The sequence below is a fragment of the Marinobacter sediminum genome (genome assembly GCF_023657445.1).
GTDB lineage: Bacteria > Pseudomonadota > Gammaproteobacteria > Pseudomonadales > Oleiphilaceae > Marinobacter > Marinobacter sediminum_A.
This window is the reverse complement of record NZ_JAGTWY010000001.1, coordinates 3074040-3094423: the sequence shown is the minus strand read 5'-3', so window position 1 is coordinate 3094423 and position 20384 is coordinate 3074040. Positions and strand designations below refer to the sequence as shown.

The following is a 20384-nucleotide window of genomic DNA, read 5'->3' as shown; positions in this document are numbered from 1 at the left end:
TTAACCCTCTTTACGGCTGACCAGTCGCTGGATTTCACCGATGATGCCGCGTCGGAAAACCATCACACAGACCACAAAGATAGTGCCAAGAATCACCTGTACCCAGGAGCCGAAGGCTGACAGCTCATGACTGAGGGCGCCCACGGTGATGGCGCCAAGTACCGGACCAAAAACTGTTCCCAGCCCGCCGACCAACGTCATGAGGATGACCTCACCGGAGGTTTGCCAATGGGCGTTGGTGAGTGCGGCAAACTGGAAAATGATCGCCTTGGTGGCTCCGGCCAGTCCGGCAAGGGTGGCGGAGATGACAAAGGCCAGCAGCTTGAAGTGGTCTACATCATAGCCCAGGGACAGGGCGCGGGATTCGTTCTCCCGAATGGCCTGGAGTACCTCGCCAAACGGCGAGTGAATGGTGCGGTGGATGATACCGAATCCGATCAGGAAAATGGCGAACACAAAGTAGTACATGGCGATGGGGTTGTTAAGGTCAATAAACCCGAAGAGCTCGCCCCGGGGAATGCCCTGCAAACCATTTTCGCCACCGGTGAACGGCAGCTGTAGTGCCAGGAAATAGATAATCTGAGCCAGCGCCAGGGTGACCATGGCGAAATAGATGCCTTGCCGGCGTATTGCCAGAAAGCCAAAAGCGCTTCCCAGCACCAGGGTAAAGCCGGTGCCTGTTAATATGCCCAGCAGCGGCGAAAAGCCCCACTCCTTGGTGACGTACCCCGTGATGTAAGCCGCGCCGCCGAAGAAAGCGGCATGGCCAAACGACAAGAGCCCGGCATACCCCAGCAACAGGTTGAAGGCGCAGGCGAACAACGCGAAGCACAGCAGGTCCATGACAAACACCGGGTAGGCGAACAGCGGTGCGGTCAGGCCCGCAACAAGCATCAGAATAAACAGAATACGATTTGTCATGAGCGGCTCACCTCTCCTTACCGAATAGTCCCGCCGGGCGGAACAGCAGAACCAGGACCATCAGGAAAAAAATCACAGTGCTGGCGGCGGGTGGATAGATGACCTTGGTCAGCCCCTCAATCAGGCCGAGCGCGAGTCCGGAGAGAATGGCACCCATGATGGAGCCCATGCCCCCGATCACCACGACGGCGAACACCACGATGATCAGGTCGGCGCCCATCAGCGGGCTGACGGAGTAAATCGGCGCGGCCAGTACGCCGGCGAGACCCGCCAGACCAGCGCCAAAGGCAAAAGTCAGGGTTATCATCAGAGGAACATTGAGGCCAAATGCCTGAGTCAGGTCCGGGTTTTCGACACCGGCCCGTAGCCGCGAACCAAGCTTGGTGTGTTCAATGAAGAACCAGGTAGCGAAACACACCACGAGCGAGAACACGATGGCGAACAGACGATAGGTGGGGAAATACATAAAGCCAAGGTTCACCACCCCGTTGAGGCTCTCCGGCTGACCCGGGTAGGGGGTGCCGGAGACGTTGAAGTAGTTGGAGAACAGGCCCTGAAGAATCAGGGTGATTCCGAAAGTCAGCAGCAGCCCGTATATGTGATCCAGGTCGTACAGGCGCCGGAGCAGGAGGCGCTCAATGAGAACCCCCAGCAGACCGACCAGCAGGGGCACCAGAATCAGTGATGCCCAGAAGCCGATCTGGATGCTGATACCAAGCCACTGCTCCAGAAAGGAGTAGCCAATCAATGCGATGAAAGCACCGAGCATGTACATGGCGCCGTGGGCAAAGTTGATGATATTCAGCAGTCCGAATATCACCGCAAGCCCGAGGCTCAACATGGCGTAAAACACACCGACATTAAGCCCAAGCAGCGCTTGAGCCAGAATGACCTGCATCGACACGTTGGCTATCTCCCGTTAAGTGGTGGTTAAACCGTGTGTTAGTTAACCAGCGAACATTTGGTGTCGGCCATTGAGATGAAGGCCTGGTCTGCGGGGATTTCCGAGACCACGTCCAGTAAGTCCCACTCACTTTGCGATTCTGACGGTTTTTTCACTTCCACCAGGTACATGTCGTGCAGCATGGAGCCGTTGGGGGCGATTTTGCCACCTTTCACAAACATGTCGTTGAGGGTCATTTCGCCCAGCTTGGCGCGGACCGTGTCGGAATCGTCCGTTCCGGTTTCCTTGACCGCTTCCAGATAGTGGGTCACCGCTGAATAGACGCCCGCATGAACCATCGTTGGCATGGCACCATGGCGCTCCTGGAACCGTTCAGACCACGCTATGGTTTCTTCATTCTTGTTCCAGACAAAGGCGGTGGTAAATTGCAGACCCTGGGCAATGTCCAGACCCATACTGTGGACATCAGTGATGAATACCAGCATGCCGGCCAGCTTCTGGCCACTCTGGACAATCCTGAACTGGTTGGCCTGCTTGATGGCGTTCACGGTGTCCTGGCCCGCGTTGGCAAGGCCGATCACGTCGGCTCCGGACGATTGTGCCTGCAACAGGTAGGAGGAGAAGTCGTTGGTGGAAAGCGGCGCGTTAACATTGCCGACCACTTCGCCGCCCAGGCTCTCTACAACGGCGCCGGTGTTATCCCGCAGTGAGTGTCCGAAGGCATAGTCCGCGGTGATAAAGAACCATTTCTTACCGCCGTTTTTGACCATCGCGGTGGCTGTGCCTACCGGCAATGCATGGGTGTCATACACGTAGTGAATGCCATAGGGTGAGCACTGCTCTTCAGTCAGCGCGGTGGTGCCTGCCCCGGTGTTCATGGTGATAATTTTCTTGTCCTTGGCGAGGCCCTGCACCGAGAGTGCGACCGAGGAGTTATCCAGGGCCGTGATCATGTCCACGTCTTTGGCGTCGATCCATTCACGTGCCGTGCTGGCGCCAATATCCGGTTTGTTCTGGTGATCAGCAGAGATGATTTCAATCGGTTTGCCCATAACCGAGCCACCGAAGTCTTCGATGGCCATTTGGGCTGCTATGACGGCACCAGGGCCTTCCAGGGACTTGTAGACCCCGGACATGTCACTGAGTACACCAATTTTGATCTTGTCGTCAGACAAGGCTCCGGCTGCGGTTAGAGGCAATGTGAGGGTCGCTGCAGCCACAGCGCCGACCAGTCCTTGTTTCCAGTGCTTGAACATAGTGGGTATCCTTTTGTTATTAGATTCCGGGTCGGACCGATGACGGCGGCCCAGCCCCGCAGACTCAGACACTCAGGTGTCTGTTCAACTGCTCTTTTTTGGCCTCGAGATCGGCCGCATCGATTTGCTCCACCACCTGACCATGCTCGATCACGTAGTGCCGATCGGCCAGAGGCGCAGCAAAGCGGAAATTCTGTTCCACCAAAATGATGGTGAAGCCCTTTTCCCTCAGTTTGCGAATGACACCATCCAGAGCTTTCAGGATCACCGGGGCAAGCCCCTCGGTAATTTCGTCCAGTAACAGAAGGTTGGCGCCGGTGCGCAGGATTCGGGCAATCGCCAGCATCTGCTGTTCGCCGCCGGAGAGCTTGGATCCCTGGCTTTTACGGCGCTCTTTCAGGTTCGGGAACATGGTGTAGATTTCATCCACCGACAGTCCGCCTTTCGCGATTACCGGTGGCAACTCCAGGTTTTCATCGACGTTCAGAGAGGCAAAAATCCCACGCTCTTCCGGGCAATACCCCAGCTTTCCCACATGGGCAATCCGGTGTGTGGGCATATTGATGATTTCGGTGCCGTGGACCTTGATGGAGCCAGTGCGTTTACTGACCAGCCCGAGTATGGCTTTCAGGGTCGTCGTTCGTCCTGAACCATTTCGGCCAAGGAGGGTAATGACTTCACCCTCGTGCAGCGTCAGATTCAGACCATGGAGTATGTGCGACTCGCCATACCAGGCGTGCAGGTTCTCAATGCGCAGTAATTCCGGGCGCTGCTCAGGCTGCATCGGTCGTTCCCATATAGGCTTCCATAACTTCGGGGTTGTTGGAGACCTCGTCATAATTGCCTTCAGCGAGGATTTCGCCCCGGTTCAGCACGGTGATCTGGTTGGCGAGCGTCGCCACCACGTTGAGGTTGTGCTCAACCATGACAATGGTCCTGCCCTCGACGACACGTTTGATCAGGTCGGTCACCGTACTGACATCTTCCGCACTCATGCCCTGGGTGGGCTCATCCAGCAACATCAGCCTCGGTTCCAGGGCAATGGTGGTGGCGATTTCCAGCGCCCTTTTTTGCCCGTAGGGCAGTTCAACCGCTTTTATGTCCGCAAATTTGCCGAGGCCAACCTGCTCCAACGTTGCCTGCGCCTCCTCGTTGAGTTGGTCGAGAATTCGCAGCGGGCGCCAGAAGTGGTAGGACACCTTCAGTTTCCGTTGCAGGGCAATGCGAACGTTTTCCCTGGCGGACAGGTGGGGGAACACGGCAGAAATCTGAAATGAGCGGATCAGTCCACGCTGAGCAATACCTGCGGGCCTGGCGTGGGTGATGTCTCTGCCGTCATAGATAATCTGACCGGACGTTGGCTTCAGGAACTTGGTCAGCAGATTGAAAAAGGTGGTCTTGCCCGCCCCGTTGGGGCCGATCAGGGCATGGATGGTGCCGGTCCTGACGCTGAGGTTGATGTCCTTGACGGCGGTGAAGCCTTTGAAGTCTTTTGTGAGGCCATGGGTTTCAAGAATAGTGGCCTGTTCCCGGGCGTGGTCGTTCACGAAAAGCACCCCTGTCAGGCCAGTGGACTGTGGGTCAGACACTGGCGATTATTGTTTGTTTTTATTGCCGTTCAATGTAAATAATTGAAAGCTCGACATACCGGATACAAGCTTCAGTAAAGATGGTGGACCGCAGTTCTGTCAAGTTGGGCCCGAAAGACGAAAGCATAAGAGCGGGAGGTAAAGGGACTGGAAATCAATGGCCTGAAAATAACCACGGGCCGTGTCCGGCCCGTGGTTCCTTGCGGTTACTCTTAGTCCTGAGCCGGACGTTCCACCACTTTGCGTTTGCCTTTGGCGCACCGTGACAGGGCCTTGAGGCCGTCGCCCTCAAAGGCGTCCACTCGGATCACATCGTAGAGTGCGGTCAGTGCTTCCAGCAGCTGGTCGCACTCGTCGGCTTTTACCACACCCTGGGCACAGGCCCAGTCCACCAGTTCCTTGCGTTGGTGGCCCATCAGCAGGGCGATGCCGTCCAGCTCGTCCTCATCCCGATTTCTGATGGCCTCGTGCAGGCGGTTGCGCATATCCGCGGTTTCATTGGCCAGCTTGTAGGCATTCAGTACCCGGCCCAGGGAATCCTCCGGATCCATCGTGACGTAAGCGCCACGGCTGACGCGCTTCCGGACAGGGGTATCTTTCACAATAGTTTCCGCTACTCGGGCGCCCAGCTTATCATCGGGGCCGTTCAGGCCAGTGGCGCCCAGCGGGAAGACCAGTAGACGCAGGGGCCAGCGCAGCGCCGGTACCGGGAAGTTTATAATGGCTTCGCGCATGGAGCCCTGCAGATCCCGAAGACAGGTTTGCAGGCACCATTCCACCAGCGGCCGCTGATCGTCCGGATAGCCTTCTTCATGCCATTGTTTGATGACCGCTGTGGCGTAATACAGCTGTGTCAGGCAATCCGCCATCCGGCCCGACAGCCGTTGACGGGCCTTGAGACCACCACCGACAGTCAGCAGGGTGACGTCGGTCATCAGGGCAAAGGCTGCGGAGAACCTCGCCAGTTGCCGGTAGCTGGATTTGATGTTGCCCTGCCGCGGTACGGACTCGGCCCAACCTCTGGTCAGTCCGAGCAGGCATGCCCGCATGGCATTTCGGGTGGTATGGGCCAGATGACGGTAGAAGATTCCGTCAAATTTCTTCGCTGCCTTGTCTTCATCCTCCATGCCGGCGGCTTCGATTTCTTCAACGATGAACGGATGGCAGCGGATCGAGCCCTGACCAAAGATCATCAGGCTGCGGGTGAGAATGTTCGCCCCCTCTACGGTGATACCGATGGGGACGGCCTGATAGGCTCTGGCCAGGAAGTTACGGGGGCCGGTGATCACACCACGGCCGGCAACCACATCCATGGCGTGGTTGATGACTTCCCTCATCAGATCGGTGTTCCGGTATTTCAACACTGCCGAAGGGACCGAAGGCCTGACACCACGATCCAGCATGCCTGAGGTCAGCAGGCGCGCAGCATCCATCATGTAGGTGTAGCCTGCAATCGGTTCGAGGGCTTCCTGAACCCCCTCGAACTGACTGATGGACCGGCCGAACTGTTCACGGGTGTAAGCGTAAGAGCCAGTGGCCAGACTCGCCACCTTGCCGGCACCAGTGCCCAGCGCGGGCAGGGAAATGGAGCGGCCGATGGACAGGCATTCCAGCAGCATGGTCCAGCCTTTGCCGAGCATGTCCTGCCCGCCAATGACCTGTTCCATGGGGATGAACACGTCAGTGCCCCAGGTAGGCCCGTTCATGAATACGGTGTTCATCGGCAGGTGGCGGGCACCCGCGTTTACGCCCTCGGTTTCCCGGGGCACCAGTACACAGGTCACGCCTACGTCGTCACTGCCGCCCAGGAGTTTATCCGGGTCATAGACCTTGATGGCCAGACCAATGAGGGTCGCGACCGGCGCCAGGGTGATGTAGCGCTTGTTCCAGGTAACCTTCAGACCCAGCACTTCCTTGCCATTCCACTTGCCCTTGCAGACGATGCCCTTGTCGGGGATAGCGCCGGCATCGGAGCCGGCGACCGGAGAGGTCAGGGCGAAACATGGAATTTCTTCACCGCCGGCCAGCCGGGGCAGGTAGTGCTGTTTTTGCTCGTCGGTACCGTAATGCATCAGCAGCTCGCCCGGTCCGAGGGAATTCGGGACCATGACCGTAACCGCCGCCGAAACGCTACGGGTGGAGATTTTCATGACGATTTCGGAGTGGGCGGTGTTGGAGAAACCCAGGCCGCCGTCCTCCTTGGGGATCACTAGCCCGAAAAAGCCCTTTTCGCGAATGAACTTCCAGACTTTGTCGGGCAGATCGTATTGCTCATGGGTGATCTTCCAGTCATCCAGCATCCCGCACAGTTTTTCCACCGGGCCATCCAGAAAGGCCTGTTCTTCGCTGGAGAGGTGGGCGGGTTTGGCATCAAGCAGCTTGTTCCATTCCGGTTTGCCGGAAAAAAGCTCACCGTCCCAATCAACGGAGCCGGATTTCAGGGCTTCGGCTTCGGTGTCCGAGAGTTTGGGCAAACGACTGCGAACCCAGCCGAGCAATGGCCGGCTCAGTTTGTCGAGGCGCAGGTCACCGGGCAGTACCAGAATCAGCGCGAGTGCCAGCAACACACCGCCGCACACAATACTGAGAAGGTGCCATTCGTCCTGGAACAGTCCCACGACTGTAGCAATCGCCATAACGGCTGCAGCGGTTGTGCCGCCGATGCCAAGGTAGATCAGTACCAGCGCACTGACCAGTAAAAGAAGAACACTCATGGGCAGACCTCCCTATCATGAATGAAATCAACCAGATTCGCTTTAACCATCGGTTAATTTTCGTGCAGTTGCAAGAGGTGGCTAGAGACTGAGCCCGACAGTGAGGAGTGCCAGCGTGGCCAACAGCACGGCCACGTTGATGCCGAGAACAGTATTGAGGCGCTCCGGGTGGTCAAGGCGGGAAGGTAATGTCCAACTGACCCACAGCGCAAACGGGGAGGCCAGCAAGGTAATCGATGTCAAAGGTGGCAACCAGTCGGCCACAAGCCCGGCGATGATAACGGCGTAACTGCCCATGAGCAGAGCGGCGACCAGCCTGGCTGCAGCCCGCTTTCCCAGTGTAATCACAAGATGTCGGCGGCCAATCTTCTGGTCGGCTGCCGCATCCGGAATCTGATTGATCAGCAACAGTTCACTCGCCAGCAGTAAACTGATCACCGAGGCGGTGACTGCAGTCGTATCCATCCGCGCACCCAGGGCGACCAGTGTTCCGAGCACCATGACCGGGCCGAAGCCCATGCCCGGTGCCAGCAGGCACAACAGTGGTGACCGGGTGATCCAGCGCGTATAGGTGAGTACCAGAACCACACCGGCAACGCCCAGTACCAGCATCGGCATGCCTCGCTGCCAGAGAAAGTAGCAACCAATGGTAATGACCAGCCCGAGGGTCCCGAGGGCAGCGGTCAATACGCCCCTGGCTGCAGACGGGACTTCCGGCAGTGCACCACTGCCTCCGGAAAACGGCGTCCGCTGGGTGATGAGATCGAGGCCGGAGATAAAATCTTCGTACTCATTGAGCAGGTTGACGGCTGCATGGGCGAGCAGGGCACCGACCAGGACCAGGAGGGTATCGAGCATTGCCGGCGGCTGCCCCTGTTGCCAGGCAATGGCAACACCCAGGCCTGCGCACAAGGGTGCGAGAATCAGGAAATTAGGGCGCGAGGCGCGGACAACCGCAGCGGTTTCGGACATGGGTTCCTTTTCCCTAGATGTAGCCTTCGGCAAACACCAGACCCAGAACAATGGGCATCACAATCAGGCTGCCAAGGTTGCCGAGCAGCACCAGGGACGCAACCTTATGGGGCTCCTGCCGGTATTGCTCGGCGACCATATAATTGAGTACCGCCGGGGGTAAGGCGGCAAATACCCAGAGCGACGCCACCTGCAGACCTGGCAGGTCCAGCACTGCAATCATCGGCCAGGCCAGCAGCAGGCCGCTGGCAGGGCAAGCGATGGCTCCCAGCATGCCCAGCTTCCAGTCGCTGAAGTCGATATCAAGCATGCGTACACCCAGGGCAAACAGCATCAGAGGGATGCATACGCCACCCAGCATGTTCAGGGTTTCGAGCAGCCATTCCGGCAGCGGAACGCCGCCCAGATTGACGGCGAGTCCCGCAATACTTGCGAATACAATCGGGAGCTTCAGGCGCTGAACAATGGAGGTATGGGGGTCCAGCATGTACAGGCCCACCGAGAAGTGCAGTAGCATCTCGACAATGAACAGCACGATGGCCGCCGGCAGCGCTGCGTCGCCGAACGCCAGTACCAGCAGCGGGATGCCCATGTTGCCGGAGTTGTTGAACATCATTGGTGGCAGGAAGGTTTTCAGGTTGAGCTTCATAACCTTCGCCAGCGGGTACAGTAAAATACCGGATCCCACTACTACGACGGCTCCTGCCAGGGCCAGCCGCGCGTACTCCTGCAGCGGCGCCTGCTGGTCCGCAAGGACCGCAAACACCAGCATGGGCACAAACAGCTCCATGTTCAGCACGTTCAGGCCCTGAATGTCCGGGCTACGGTAGCGACCGTAAAGTGCACCACAGCCGGCAATGATGAAAACCGGCAACATCGTGGACAGAATCTGACCAATCATTGAATAGCTCCGATAGTAATCCGGGGGGCTGAAATCAGGGTTCTGGCAAATAAACCGTTAGGTTCGCAAGCATCAGGTTGTTTCGGCAAGTACTATTCGCCGTCTTTCGACCAAAGACCAAGTCCGGACGGTAACGGATGGTCAGAGAGGTGGTTGCGATGGTCTGGCAGCGGCCCCACAATAAATGGCCCTATCTTAACCTGCTGCGGAGCCTTTTTGTGACCATCCCGTTCGATCAGCCTGTACCCCGTGAAGACACCTGCTCCGTCAAATTCGACGCCCGCAAGGCTGTTTTCGGACGCGATGATGTTATCCCGGTCTGGGTGGCGGACATGGACTTCGCTGCCCCGGAGGCCGTTACCCGTGCGCTCATGGAACGGGCGGCCCACCCGGTGTATGGCTACACCCTGTTTCCGGACAGCCTGTACCAGTCGATCATTGACTGGTTCCGGACCCGTCATGACTGGGTTATCCAGAGGGAGTGGATTTTAATGGCGCCGGGAGTCGTCCCCTCCTTGCATGCGGCCTGCATGGCTTATTCGGAACCGGGGCAGGGCGTGATTATCCAGCCCCCGGTTTACCCGCCGTTCTTCAGCTCTGTCCGGCAAAGTGGTCGGACGGTTATCGAAAATCCGCTGGTGCTTGAGCAAAGTGGCGGAGAGGGTGCCCATTACCGCATGGACATCGACCACCTTGAGGCCTGCGCTGCCCGCGCGGATGCGCGGATCCTTATGTTGTGCTCGCCGCACAATCCAGTGGGAAGAGTGTGGTCAAAGGAAGAGTTGGAGGCGGTTCTGGCCATCGCCCGAAAACACGACCTGGTCGTAGTCTCCGACGAAATCCATTGTGACCTGACCTTTTCGGACCGGCCGGCGCATTCCGTGCTTGCCACACTCGCAGGTCCGGAGGATGCTCTGGTGACGGCGATCGCGCCGAGCAAGAGCTTCAATATGCCCGGACTGGGGCTGTCGGCCCTGGTGATTCCGGATGAGAAGCGCCGGAAGGCCATGACCACCGTGTTTCAGTCCATGCATATGCCCCAGTGTAATCCGTTCAGCATCGCCGGTTTTGAGGCCGGCTACCGAGAGGGTGGGCCCTGGCTGGACGAGTTAATGGGCTATCTGCAGGCAAATCGCGACTATGTTGAGAAGACGGTCAATCAGCGCTTGCCGGGCATCAGTGTTTCCTCCCCGGAGGGCACCTATCTGATGTGGCTGGACTGCCGGGGATTGGGCATGCCAGACCCGGAACTGAAACGGTTCTTCGTCCGGGATGCCGGAGTGGGCATGAACCCCGGCATCTCCTTTGGTGAGCCGGGTCGTGGGTTCATGCGCCTTAACATCGGTTGCTCGAGATCGGTGCTCACGGATGTGCTCACGCGCATTGAAGCGGCGCTCGCGGCTAACCGCTGATCAGTCGAGTTTCAGGGAACAGTGGTCCGGTACAAGCTGCCAGCCTGGCGGCTCGGCCATGCCCGGCATATCGCCGGACGTTGCGCCAGCGGCTTTCCATACCTTACCGCCATGCGTAACCATGGCCCCCTGTGAATAGTCGTGGGAAAAACGCCAGTGTTCCGGGCGCACGCACAGTGAAGATCCTGAGTCCGGAGACGGGTCCCCGGTAGTACTTCCACCTGACTGTGTCTGCTGGTTGCAGTCAGGCACCTCTTCCAGATCTTTCCACTCAAAGGTTATCCCTGGTTCCTTGCCGTTGTTCAAATCTCTGGCCTGATACCACTGGTCGTTATAGAAGACCACACTCCCTTCGGTGTAGGACTGGCTGGGATCCCAGCTGGCCTCTTCCGGATGACAGGGCTGGGCCAGGGCGGTGGAGGTGGTTGCAAAGCTTGCGAAAAGGACCAGGCCAAGGATGGAAATCAGACTTTGGATTGGACGTTTGCCAGACATGGGGGACTCCTTTTTCAGCCCGTTTTACGGTAATCGGGTGTATGGCGGCCGGCACGGGTAGCCAGCAACAGCCCGCCGAGAATCAACAGCCCACCTATGATGTGGAACGGGCCCAGGGATTCTCCCAGAAATATACCTGCCAGCACAGAGGCGAAGACCGGTGTCAGGTACATGAAAATGGCGGCTTTGGATGGGCCGATCTTGTGCACCCCGTGGTTCCAGAAGCCATATGCCAGAATACCGGGAAAAATGGCGAAGTAGAGCAATGGTAGCGCGGTCGCCCGGGAGAGTTCGAACCCGCCGCTGAAGAACAGCAGGTCCATCAGATAAAACGGCAGGATGACGAGCGCGCCCAGGAGTATCTGCATTGTCAGAAAGGTCAGCGCCGGCAGTGGCACAGACTGGCGCCGCAATAGCACGGAGAACAGTCCCCAGCTGAAGACGGCAGCGACCATGATCAGATCCCCCGGCTGGGCCTGCAGGCCGGTCAGCACGGAGATATCGCCTCTGGCTACGACGGTCAGAATCCCCAGTACAGCGAGAGCAATGCCGCAGGCCTGAATCGGCCGGGTACGATCTCCGAGCAGAATCCACGCCAGCAGTGCGACAAAGATCGGTATGGTTGCGTTGATAAGGGCAATGTTGGTTGCCGTGGTGGTGGTGGCGGCAAAATACAGCAACGAATTGAATGCGCCGACACTGAAAGTGGCGAGGGCCAGCATAGAGCCCAGCCGATGGCGGATAACCTCTCGGTGCCGCCAGATGCCCGGCAGCCCGAAAGGCAGCAGGATGGTGAGTGCGATGACCCAGCGCCAGAAGGACATGGACAGGGGCGGGATGTGCTCGACGGTTCCCCGGGCCACCACGGCATTTCCCGCCCAGAACAGCGGAGTAAGGACCAGACCGACGTAGGCCAGGCCCTGATATCTGGACAAAAATCCCGCGTTTCCCGTGGACACATTCGCTCCCGTTGATTGGGTGTTGTCAGGTAAAACGCATAGGATACTACTCTCCGGGTACTTCTGCCTCCGTACCAATGTGGTAGGCGGCAAAGCCGGCCATCACGACCTGGTCCACGGCCATACCGATGATACGGCCATTACTGCTGGAGCGGATGGGGTACTGGGCATTGGTAATCGGATCGGCGACATAGCCCAGAATCTCGCCTTCGGAGACCCGGGCACCCAGTTCCACGTCGCTGAACAGAATGCCGCCGTGCTCGGCGCGGATCCAGTCGGAGTCGTAGTACACCGGCTCCGGATCGCCCCAGACAAACATCCGGGAAATCATCCCCTGCCTTTCCATCAGGCTGGTGAGGCTGTTCACACCGGCTTCAATCTGGTGCTCCTGAATACGATGTGACTCACCCGCTTCCAGGGTGACGGTGGTGATACCGGCGGCCACGGAAGCGCTTCGAAGCATGCCCGGGGAGCCGGTGCTGTGGACGACCGCCATCCGGTCAAATCCCTGGGTAAAGGTGGCTACATCCGGATTGTTCATGTCGGCCCGTAACTGCGGCAGGTTCGTGCGCTTGAGCGAACCGGTATGGATGTCGACCAGCATGTCGCAGCGGCGGATGATGTTCTCAAACAGGGAATAGGCGATGCGGTCGGCCAGGCTGCCATCCGGGCTTCCGGGGAAGTGGCGATTCAGGTCGCGACGGTCTGGCAGATAGCGGCTGCCCTGCTGGAATCCCGGCAGATTCACAATGGGAATACCGACCACCCGGCCAGAGAGTTTTTTTGGCTCGAGGTCATACATGGTGCGACGAATGATTTCGATGCCGTTGAGTTCATCGCCGTGAATAGCGCCGGTCAGGCATAGGGTCGGACCGGCCTTGGCTCCGTTCACCACCAGAACCGGTGTGGGCTGTGACAGGCCGGCAATCTGGATGCCCGGAGACCAGGCCAGCCGGGTAGAGGTGGCAGGCAGCACTTCATTACCCAGCAGGGTGAAATTCTTCGCCGCTTCAACCGGTTTTTCTGTCGGTGCAGCGGTCACGGTCTCTTCTCCGGGGCGGACCTCGCTGTCTTCCTGGGGTGTGTGCTGTTCGACCTGTGCCGGCTCGGATGCTTCGGTGGCCTGCACCTCTGGCAATGTCGGCTCTGTCTCGGATTTCGGCGCAGGCGCGACCTCTTTGAGGTCGATGTTGGGCGCCACTTTCTTGGCCGACCTGGGTTTGGCTTTTTCGCCGACGGTGGCAGTTACTGGCTCTGCTATTTGAGGCTTACGGGTCTTTCGTGGCTGGGACTGTTCAATGTCTTCAACGTTTTCGTCTTCGGCCAGTTCCGCAACCAGAATTTCCGATGCCTTGGTCCCGGTGTCTGCGGGCGGGGCTGCAAGCACGGATGCGGGCAGGCAAAGAGCCAGCATGCCGGGGAACAATCGGGATAACGTCAGCTTTTGATGCCAGTGAAACAGCATAATTCCTCACGGGTCGTCAGAATGCGCTCAAGGATAGAGGGCCGCTGCCGGTCATGAATACAGCTGTGACAAAGGTTTAATGCCACTTTCATGAAAAACGGACATGGTTGCGCAATGTTACCTGTAAAACCGGTATACAGGTGCTATGTTGCGTTTAAATTGACCTTATACGCGGCCTGGGGGAATAACGGTATGGATCTTTTGCGAATTCTGGTTGCGATTTTGTTACCGCCGTTAGGCGTATTTTTACAGGTAGGTATTGGCAAACACTTCTGGATCAACATTTTGTTGACCCTTCTGGGCTATATCCCCGGCATTGTGCATGCCGTGTACATCATCGCCAAGAAGTAACGTGCAGAAAATAGCCCGGAAGATCCGGGCTTTTGAGGGTATCGTCGTCGATTATTTCAAATCCTGAAGCAGACTGCCCTGGGCGTCCGGCGAGATTTCATCGATTCTGTGATTGTAGCCCGGGTGGTCAATGCCAATGGCCAGGGGCACCCCCTGTTTGGCGGATTGCACCATGTCAGGCGTGAGCTGGAAACGGAGGAAATGCACCGCGCTGGTTTTGCTGTCATTGGCCCGGTCCATGTCCTCGTCGGCAAAGGCGTAACAGCGATCATGGCCGGAAACCTGAATATAGGTGTGGTTCTCGATCTTCCTCAGTTCCGTGAGTTTGATGTTTCGCTCGGCCGGATCGGTGAACTCAATCATCATGGTGGCCTTGAAGTTGTCACCATCGGGAATCAGCGGATTGTAGGCTTCCAGTTCTTCCTCGATGCCCTCCTCCTCAAAGGTTTTTTCAATCCTCAGCATCTCCTGGATCTGATATCGAATGGTGGCTTCATTCTCGAACTGCAGGGTCACGTTGGGGCCAATAAACACACTGCGCTTCTTTTTCAGTGCCATAGCCTCGGCCCGCAATTGGGGGCGCTGCCTGGCATAGGCTTCCAAAGTGAGCAGTGAGTCGCGGGTTATCTGTGTCACTCTGAACCTCCTCTACAGGCCATAAGCCTTGCGCACAAGACTTATAGGGTGCGACAGGGCCGGATTGTTCTGATGGTTTTCCTCGATGCCCTGGGCGATGTGATGGCCACCCAGCGGACAGTCGCTGCTGATAAAGTCCGGTTCGACCTGATTCATCTGTCGAAATACCGGGCGCCCAATCTTCATGCTGTTTTTATGAAATTCCTTCTTGATGCCGTAGGTGCCGGCATGGCCGCTACACCGCTCGGTGGTGCTGACCTCCGTATCGGGTATCGACTTGAGGAATTCCTCAGTTTTCTTGCCAATGTTCTGGACCCGACCATGGCAAGGCGTGTGGTAGGCGACCTTGCCCAGCCCTTCCCTGAAATCGGTTTTTAACAGGCCATCTTTCTGCCGCTGGACCAGATAGTTGAACGGATCCCAGAAGGCATCGCGGACAAGCGCGACTTCCTCGTCGTCCGGGAACATCAGCGGCAGCTCCTGCTTGAACATCAGCGTGCAGCTCGGTACCAGTGCCAGCAATGCGTAACCCTCCCGAGCCAGTTTGGCGAGGTGAGGAATGTTGACCCGTTTCAGGGACTCCACCGAGTCCAGGTCGCCCTGTTCCAGCTTCGGCATACCGCAGCAAACTTCTTTCTCGGCAATGGTCCACGGAATCTCATTGTGTTCCAGTACCTTAACCAGGTCTTCGCCCATGCCGGGCTCGTTGAAATTAACGTAGCAGGTTGCGAACAGTGCGACCTTGCCAGGAGTGCGCTCACCGGCTTTGGCCTCAAAAGTCTCGTTGGGGCGGGCGCTGTTACGGAACTTGTGGTCAGCGAAAGAGGGAAGCCAGGCATCCTTGTCCACGCCCAGTTGTTTTTCCATGATCTCCCGGGCCGGTTTCCAGTGGTTGACGGCGTTGACCGTTTCAGTCACCAGCGGGATGCCGGCCAGCTTGCCCAGGGTGTCGGTGCTGGAGAACAGCTTGTCCCGGAAACTGCCGCCGGTTTTCCTGTGCTGGATAGCCTTGTACTGCAGCATCAGGTGGGGGAAGTCGACATTGAACTGGTGTGGCGGTACATAGGGGCACTTGGCCATGTAGCACATGTCGCAGAGGTAGCACTGGTCCGCCACTTTACCGTAATCACCCTTGTCGACACCGTCCACTTCCAGGGTGTCGGACTCGTCGATCAGGTCAAAGAGTGTGGGGAAGCTCTGGCAAAGGCTGACGCAACGGCGACAACCGTGGCAGATGTCGAAGACGCGCTCCATTTCTGAGAGCACCTTGTCTTCGTCATAGTAGTCGGCACTCTTCCAGTCGATGGCATGCCGCGTGGGGGCCTCGAGATTGCCTTCGCGGTTCTGTTGTGGTCCGGCCATGATCGGTTCGCCTTGTCACGTTAAGGAAATAGCGCCACACCCCGCGCGCACGGGCATGCGAGGGTGGCACCAGACTCGGTCAGACGGGATCAGGCTTCTGCCCGGTAGGCTTCCAGCGTTTTGGTAAATTTGTTGGCGTGGCTCCGCTCGGCCTTGGCCAGGGTTTCAAACCAGTCGGCGATCTCATCGAAGCCTTCGTCCCGGGCGGTTTTTGCCATGCCTGGGTACATGTCCGTGTATTCGTGAGTTTCGCCCGCAATCGCCGCTTCGAGGGCTGAAGCCACGTTGCCGGAGGGCAGACCGGTTTCCGGATCGCCGGAACCGCCGTTTACCAGATATTCCATGTGGCCGTGAGCATGGCCGGTTTCACCTTCGGCGGTATTACGGAAGACATTGGCTACCTCCGGCGCACCCTCAATGTCCGCCATGTTGGCGAAATAGAGATAGCGTCGGTTTGCACGGGATTCACCGGAAAATGCGTCTTTTAAACACTGTTCGGTTTGGGTGCCCTTAAGGTCCATAGTCTCTTGCTCCTGTGATTCGTTTTGTTGTTGCTACACGGAACGAAATGTTCGGTGTGTGAATTTTGATCACAGATTAAACATAGTCTGTTGTTTAAAATTTACTCATCGATTCTTTCTATGGACCGGCAAGGCGGACTCTATTTCAATTGCTGAATCATATTATTTGCTGCTGCACCTAAATTCTGGCCGTCCAATCAGGTTTCCCGGGTGGCATGCCAGAGCTCGCTTTTCTGGCCCGCACGGCCTTCGGCTTCCAGTTTCAGCAGGTGAGCCAGGGCTGAACGTGATGCAACGCCGTGAATGGCAGTCGGTACATCATCATAGGCTTTGGCCGTCAAATCCTTCAGGGTCACGGGCGCATGTTCTTTCAGTGCCTTCGCCACCTTGTGCTCCCTGGCAAGGCGATGTGTGATCAGGTAATCGACCACAGCCTCCGGCTGGCCCATCAAAAAACCATGCCCCGGGGCCAGGAACCGGGCAGGCTCGGCAAGCAGATCGTAGAGCGACTCCAGGTAGGCCTTCATATCGCCATCCGGCGGGTTAATCACCACCGTTGACCCCTGCATGATGTGGTCGCCGGTGAACAGTAATTCCTGATCGGCCAGCAGAAAGCACAGGTGATTAGACGCGTGGCCCGGGGTGTGAATGACCTTCAGCTGTCCCGCATCGGTCCCAATCAGCTCGCCGTGGACTGGCTGTTCATCCGGTGTAAAACCTGAATCCTGCGAAGCGCCATCCGGGGCCGGCAGGCCAGCGAGCACGCAGCCAGTTTCCTGTTTGATCGAGCCTGTGCCGGGTGAGTGATCACGGTGGGTATGGGTGACCAGCACCCTGTCAATTCGTCCTCCGGTCAGCTCCAGAATGCGCTTTATGTGTGCTGGATCATCAGGCCCCGGGTCAATTACTGTGAACCGGTCGTGCCCGATGATATAGGTATTGGTGCCAGGCCCCGTCATGACACCCGGATTCGGAGCCGTCAGCCGTCTCACGCCGGCGGCAACCTCTACCGCCTCACCGGGAACAATCTCGGCGCTGACAGAACCTTCCCCTTCCGGATCCAGTTTGGCAGCTTCATCATAGGCTGGCGCTCCGGGTTCCAGCATGACCGGTTTGCCCTTTTTTATTGCCGGCCAGGCCTTGTCAGGGGCTGATTCTGGCGGATTAGCGTGGGCATAACGCATCAGCGCGTCAGACGTGCTGAAATCGCTTAAAATCCGCAGGGTCCGGAGTGTTGGCAGCCCCAGTAACCGGCGGCCGCTGCGATGATCGTCCAGTGCCTGTGCCGGGCTGATCCAGAGATGGTCAATGGTTTCCACACCATCATGGCTCGCCTGCTGGCCCATCGGCGCCGTGGTGACAAAAAACCGGGTATCAAAGCGGCGAGGCGGACCGGGTGGCGTCGTCCAGTGGCTCAGGTAGGCTACCCGGTCCAACGGAATCGTCAGCCCGTGTTGCCTGCAGATGTCCGCAAGCGTCAGGTCGCCCCGGAAAACTGCCTCCCGATCCCTGAGGACTCCGTGATCTCCACCGACAGTCTGGCCCTGCGGATCCACGGCCAGCAGAATTCCGGCTTCTTCGAAACATTCACGGACAGCGGCAAGCATATAGTCTGCGCCGCCCTCGTCCAGACTCATGGTATGGCTGATCTGGGCGTCTTCTGAACCCGCAATGTGTTCGCGTGCGGAGGCTTCCTGCTGATCGACGGCGCCGCCGGGGAACACAAAATAGCCCGGCATGAACACGGCCTTCCAGGTGCGCTGGAGCAATAATACTTCGAGGCCGTCTTGAGTATCTCGTGTCAGGACCAGCGTTGCGGCAGGGCGAATATCCATAGGTGTGCCTTTTCCCCAATTTCGATGCGCAAAGGATAATAAGCAAGATAACCGAATTCACCGAAAGGTGAACAGAAAAAGCCAAACGCGTATCATCCGGCCTTCCAAGTTATCCCATCAGACAAGGTAGCCAGCGTGGCCAGAATCAAACTCACCTTTCCGGACGATGTTTTCTGCTTTGAAACCAGAATGCCGGTACGAATCACCGATATCAACGGTGCCAACCATCTGGGCAATGACGCTCTGATCTCCATGTTGTCAGAAGCCAGGGCCCAGTTTCTGGTGAACTATGGTCTTCAGGAAGCGGGCCAGGATGGCACGGGGATTATCGTGACGGATCTGGCCACCATGTATCAGTCCGAGTCGTTTTTCCCGGAAATGTTGCGCTTTGAAGTGGGCCTGATGGATTTCAACAAGTACGGCGGGGATTTTGTGTTCCGGGTCACCAAGGCCGAAAGTGGCCAGCCGGTAGCAATGGCGAAGTATGGTTTCGTCTTCTTTAACTACCAGCGCAAGGAAGTGGTAGCCATACCCGAGAGCTTTCGTTCACGCTTTGGCTGAGGACATCCTGCCCCTCAGACTGACCATGCCGGAGTGATAAAAATGGTAGGCCATCGCGCCTGCGAACAGATTGCCCACCAGCGCCCCGCTCATCAGGCCGAATACGCCATTGATCTGGCTGCCTAACCAGAGCAGGGGCAGGAAGCAGAGAAACAGTCGCAAAGTGGATACCAGCAAGGCCCGCATGGCGAGCCCCAGGGCGTTGCATACTGACACCATCAACATGCACACACCCAGGCCGCTGTAGCTTAGGGGCACCCGTACGAGATAGCCGGCCAGTATGTCCTGGACATCGCCGTCACTGGTGAACAGGTCCGAAACCAGCCCCGAGGCCACCACCCAGGTCAGACCAATGGCAAGCTGCCAGACCACCACAAACCGGACCGCGATGCGCACCAGCTTGCGGATCTGTTCGATGTCCCCGGCCCCGAGCAACCGGCCAATCATAGGCGGCATCGACATGGTCAGCGCCAGAACCACCACAATCGAGAAAAATTCCAGACGCGTGCCGAGCCCCCACGCGGCTACGGCCGCAGATCCAAAACCGGCCACAAGTGCCGTCGCCAGCATGGCCGAAACCGCCGGCATCAGTTGACTGACCATGGCCGGTGCCATGATGCCGTTGAGCTGCCTCAGCGCCTGCCCGAGGGCAAGCTGTTGCAGGTCAAAGCGGGCCCAGTGCCGTTTCAGGAGCTTTGGATAAATCACCAGGCAGCCAATAGTAAAGGACGTCACCGTTGCCCAGGCGGCGCCGGGCAAGCCCCAGTCGAAGACAAAGATGTAGAGCGGATCCAGGGCAATGTTCGTCAGGCTGGTAGCGACCATCATATAGCCGGGCAGCTTGGTATCGCCATGGGAGCGGCACACGCTGTAGCCAAAGTACAAAAACGCGCCGGTCCAGGCGGCAATGAGCCAGGGAACCCAGTAACTTCGGATCAATGGCAGAAGTGCATCTTCCGCGCCGAGAGCGGTCATGATGTGGCTCTGCAGAAACCATAGGCTTACACACAACAGGAAAACCAGGGTTCCGCCTACCGTAATGATCAGGCCTCCCAGTCGGTAAGCGCGGACTTCGTCACCAGCACCAAGTGTGCGGGAAACAATGGCGGTGGTGGCAATCCCCAGACCAACCTGAAGACCGATGATCAGTTGCTGCATGGGCAGGGTGAAACCGAGCGCCGCCAGTGGGTCTCTGCCCAGTTGGCCGATAAAGGCACTGTCTGCCAGCTGGAAGGTCATCAGTGAGAGCACGCCGAAGAGCATGGGCCAGGTCATGGTGTAGAGCTGGCGCGGGAGGCTGGCGGTCTCGGGTGACTTGCTCACGGGTTAGGGGTTGGGCCTTGATTCGAATGAGGGGGGGATTCTAACAGATTTGGCTTCAGGTTTCGGGGGCGGCTCGATCGGCGTGGCTGCCGCCTCAGACGCGCCCTGGACACATCCCTGGGAGCTTGGCATTGCCATCCCTGACAGTGCACAGTCTGTGGCGGCAGCCCCGCCGGTCAAGCTCAGAGCCGGTGCATGACCGGCCCG

General features: G+C 57.9%; 19 protein-coding genes. 3 read left to right on the top strand and 16 right to left on the bottom strand.

The annotated features are described in order from the left end of the window. From KFJ24_RS14620 to KFJ24_RS14585, 8 genes are all read right to left on the bottom strand, one after another. On the bottom strand, positions 1-921 hold the full coding sequence (locus KFJ24_RS14620) for a branched-chain amino acid ABC transporter permease (RefSeq protein WP_250831820.1): 921 nt from the start codon (positions 919-921) through the stop codon (positions 1-3). Positions 922-928: 7 nt separating this feature from the next. Continuing rightward, entirely contained in the window at positions 929-1819 is an 891-nt protein-coding gene (locus tag KFJ24_RS14615) for a branched-chain amino acid ABC transporter permease (protein WP_250832662.1), read from the bottom strand. A gap of 44 nt (positions 1820-1863) precedes the next feature. After that, positions 1864-3081, bottom strand: coding sequence for an ABC transporter substrate-binding protein (locus KFJ24_RS14610; RefSeq protein ID WP_250831819.1), 1218 nt, complete (start codon positions 3079-3081; stop codon positions 1864-1866). A 64-nt stretch (positions 3082-3145) separates the two neighbouring features. After that, positions 3146-3865: an ABC transporter ATP-binding protein gene (locus KFJ24_RS14605; RefSeq protein ID WP_250831818.1), complete on the bottom strand. Its 720-nt coding sequence runs from the start codon at positions 3863-3865 to the stop codon at positions 3146-3148. After that, entirely contained in the window at positions 3855-4628 is a 774-nt protein-coding gene (locus KFJ24_RS14600) for an ABC transporter ATP-binding protein (RefSeq protein ID WP_250831817.1), read from the bottom strand. Before KFJ24_RS14600 ends, KFJ24_RS14605 begins: the two co-directional genes overlap by 11 nt. A gap of 254 nt (positions 4629-4882) precedes the next feature. Next, positions 4883-7384 carry an acyl-CoA dehydrogenase gene (locus tag KFJ24_RS14595; RefSeq protein ID WP_250831816.1) on the bottom strand — a complete coding sequence of 834 codons (2502 nt, stop codon included), beginning with the start codon at positions 7382-7384 and terminating at the stop codon, positions 4883-4885. Between the two features lie 81 nt (positions 7385-7465). Next, positions 7466-8356, bottom strand: a complete 891-nt coding sequence (locus tag KFJ24_RS14590) for a prenyltransferase (RefSeq protein WP_250831815.1) — start codon at positions 8354-8356, stop codon at positions 7466-7468. Between the two features lie 13 nt (positions 8357-8369). Beyond that, the gene (locus tag KFJ24_RS14585; RefSeq protein WP_250831814.1) at positions 8370-9257 is read right to left on the bottom strand and encodes an AEC family transporter; all 888 of its coding nucleotides are present in this window, start codon (positions 9255-9257) and stop codon (positions 8370-8372) included. A 218-nt stretch (positions 9258-9475) separates the two neighbouring features. Between KFJ24_RS14585 and KFJ24_RS14580 the strand changes: the two genes are divergently transcribed. Beyond that, positions 9476-10669 carry a MalY/PatB family protein gene (locus KFJ24_RS14580; RefSeq protein WP_250831813.1) on the top strand — a complete coding sequence of 398 codons (1194 nt, stop codon included), beginning with the start codon at positions 9476-9478 and terminating at the stop codon, positions 10667-10669. Here KFJ24_RS14580 and KFJ24_RS14575 read toward each other — a convergent pair whose 3' ends face one another. From KFJ24_RS14575 to KFJ24_RS14565, 3 genes are all read right to left on the bottom strand, one after another. Beyond that, positions 10670-11164, bottom strand: a complete 495-nt coding sequence (locus KFJ24_RS14575; protein WP_250831812.1) for a carbohydrate-binding protein — start codon at positions 11162-11164, stop codon at positions 10670-10672. It abuts the gene before it with no gap. Between the two features lie 14 nt (positions 11165-11178). Then, a complete protein-coding gene (locus tag KFJ24_RS14570; protein WP_250831811.1) occupies positions 11179-12099 on the bottom strand; it encodes a DMT family transporter in 921 nt (306 codons plus the stop codon). A 70-nt stretch (positions 12100-12169) separates the two neighbouring features. After that, positions 12170-13588, bottom strand: coding sequence for a succinylglutamate desuccinylase (locus tag KFJ24_RS14565; RefSeq protein ID WP_434968020.1), 1419 nt, complete (start codon positions 13586-13588; stop codon positions 12170-12172). Positions 13589-13780: 192 nt separating this feature from the next. On the opposite strand from KFJ24_RS14565, the gene KFJ24_RS14560 reads away from it, so the two are divergent. Further along, the gene (locus KFJ24_RS14560; RefSeq protein WP_248181915.1) at positions 13781-13939 is read left to right on the top strand and encodes a YqaE/Pmp3 family membrane protein; all 159 of its coding nucleotides are present in this window, start codon (positions 13781-13783) and stop codon (positions 13937-13939) included. 51 nt (positions 13940-13990) lie between these two features. Here KFJ24_RS14560 and KFJ24_RS14555 read toward each other — a convergent pair whose 3' ends face one another. The 4 genes from KFJ24_RS14555 to KFJ24_RS14540 form a co-directional block, all read right to left on the bottom strand. Next, on the bottom strand, positions 13991-14575 hold the full coding sequence (locus tag KFJ24_RS14555) for a DUF3501 family protein (RefSeq protein ID WP_250831810.1): 585 nt from the start codon (positions 14573-14575) through the stop codon (positions 13991-13993). A gap of 12 nt (positions 14576-14587) precedes the next feature. Continuing rightward, a complete protein-coding gene (locus tag KFJ24_RS14550) occupies positions 14588-15937 on the bottom strand; it encodes a heterodisulfide reductase-related iron-sulfur binding cluster (protein ID WP_250831809.1) in 1350 nt (449 codons plus the stop codon). A gap of 89 nt (positions 15938-16026) precedes the next feature. Further along, positions 16027-16458, bottom strand: a complete 432-nt coding sequence (locus KFJ24_RS14545; RefSeq protein ID WP_250831808.1) for a rubrerythrin family protein — start codon at positions 16456-16458, stop codon at positions 16027-16029. Between the two features lie 197 nt (positions 16459-16655). Next, positions 16656-18293: an MBL fold metallo-hydrolase gene (locus KFJ24_RS14540; protein ID WP_250831807.1), complete on the bottom strand. Its 1638-nt coding sequence runs from the start codon at positions 18291-18293 to the stop codon at positions 16656-16658. 135 nt (positions 18294-18428) lie between these two features. Here KFJ24_RS14540 and KFJ24_RS14535 point away from each other — a divergent pair, with 135 nt between their 5' ends. Further along, entirely contained in the window at positions 18429-18854 is a 426-nt protein-coding gene (locus KFJ24_RS14535) for a thioesterase family protein (RefSeq protein ID WP_250831806.1), read from the top strand. On the opposite strand, the gene KFJ24_RS14530 is transcribed toward KFJ24_RS14535, so the two are convergent. Continuing rightward, positions 18840-20129, bottom strand: coding sequence for an MATE family efflux transporter (locus KFJ24_RS14530; protein WP_250832660.1), 1290 nt, complete (start codon positions 20127-20129; stop codon positions 18840-18842). The two genes, KFJ24_RS14535 and KFJ24_RS14530, sit on opposite strands and share 15 nt — an antisense overlap. Positions 20130-20384 lie beyond the last annotated feature (255 nt).

Bases quoted from the DNA above. Each gene is read 5' to 3' on its own strand.
- KFJ24_RS14610 (WP_250831819.1), bottom strand. From the start codon at position 3,081: ATGTTCAAGCACTGGAAACAAGGACTGGTCGGCGCTGTGGCTGCAGCG.
- KFJ24_RS14605 (WP_250831818.1), bottom strand. From the start codon at position 3,865: ATGCAGCCTGAGCAGCGCCCGGAATTACTGCGCATTGAGAACCTGCAC.
- KFJ24_RS14550 (WP_250831809.1), bottom strand. From the start codon at position 15,937: ATGGCCGGACCACAACAGAACCGCGAAGGCAATCTCGAGGCCCCCACG.
- KFJ24_RS14565 (WP_434968020.1), bottom strand. From the start codon at position 13,588: ATGCTGTTTCACTGGCATCAAAAGCTGACGTTATCCCGATTGTTCCCC.
- KFJ24_RS14590 (WP_250831815.1), bottom strand. From the start codon at position 8,356: ATGTCCGAAACCGCTGCGGTTGTCCGCGCCTCGCGCCCTAATTTCCTG.
- KFJ24_RS14620 (WP_250831820.1), bottom strand. From the start codon at position 921: ATGACAAATCGTATTCTGTTTATTCTGATGCTTGTTGCGGGCCTGACC.
- KFJ24_RS14560 (WP_248181915.1), top strand. From the start codon at position 13,781: ATGGATCTTTTGCGAATTCTGGTTGCGATTTTGTTACCGCCGTTAGGC.
- KFJ24_RS14545 (WP_250831808.1), bottom strand. From the start codon at position 16,458: ATGGACCTTAAGGGCACCCAAACCGAACAGTGTTTAAAAGACGCATTT.
- KFJ24_RS14595 (WP_250831816.1), bottom strand. From the start codon at position 7,384: ATGAGTGTTCTTCTTTTACTGGTCAGTGCGCTGGTACTGATCTACCTT.
- KFJ24_RS14615 (WP_250832662.1), bottom strand. From the start codon at position 1,819: ATGCAGGTCATTCTGGCTCAAGCGCTGCTTGGGCTTAATGTCGGTGTG.
- KFJ24_RS14575 (WP_250831812.1), bottom strand. From the start codon at position 11,164: ATGTCTGGCAAACGTCCAATCCAAAGTCTGATTTCCATCCTTGGCCTG.
- KFJ24_RS14585 (WP_250831814.1), bottom strand. From the start codon at position 9,257: ATGATTGGTCAGATTCTGTCCACGATGTTGCCGGTTTTCATCATTGCC.
- KFJ24_RS14540 (WP_250831807.1), bottom strand. From the start codon at position 18,293: ATGGATATTCGCCCTGCCGCAACGCTGGTCCTGACACGAGATACTCAA.
- KFJ24_RS14530 (WP_250832660.1), bottom strand. From the start codon at position 20,129: ATGACCTGGCCCATGCTCTTCGGCGTGCTCTCACTGATGACCTTCCAG.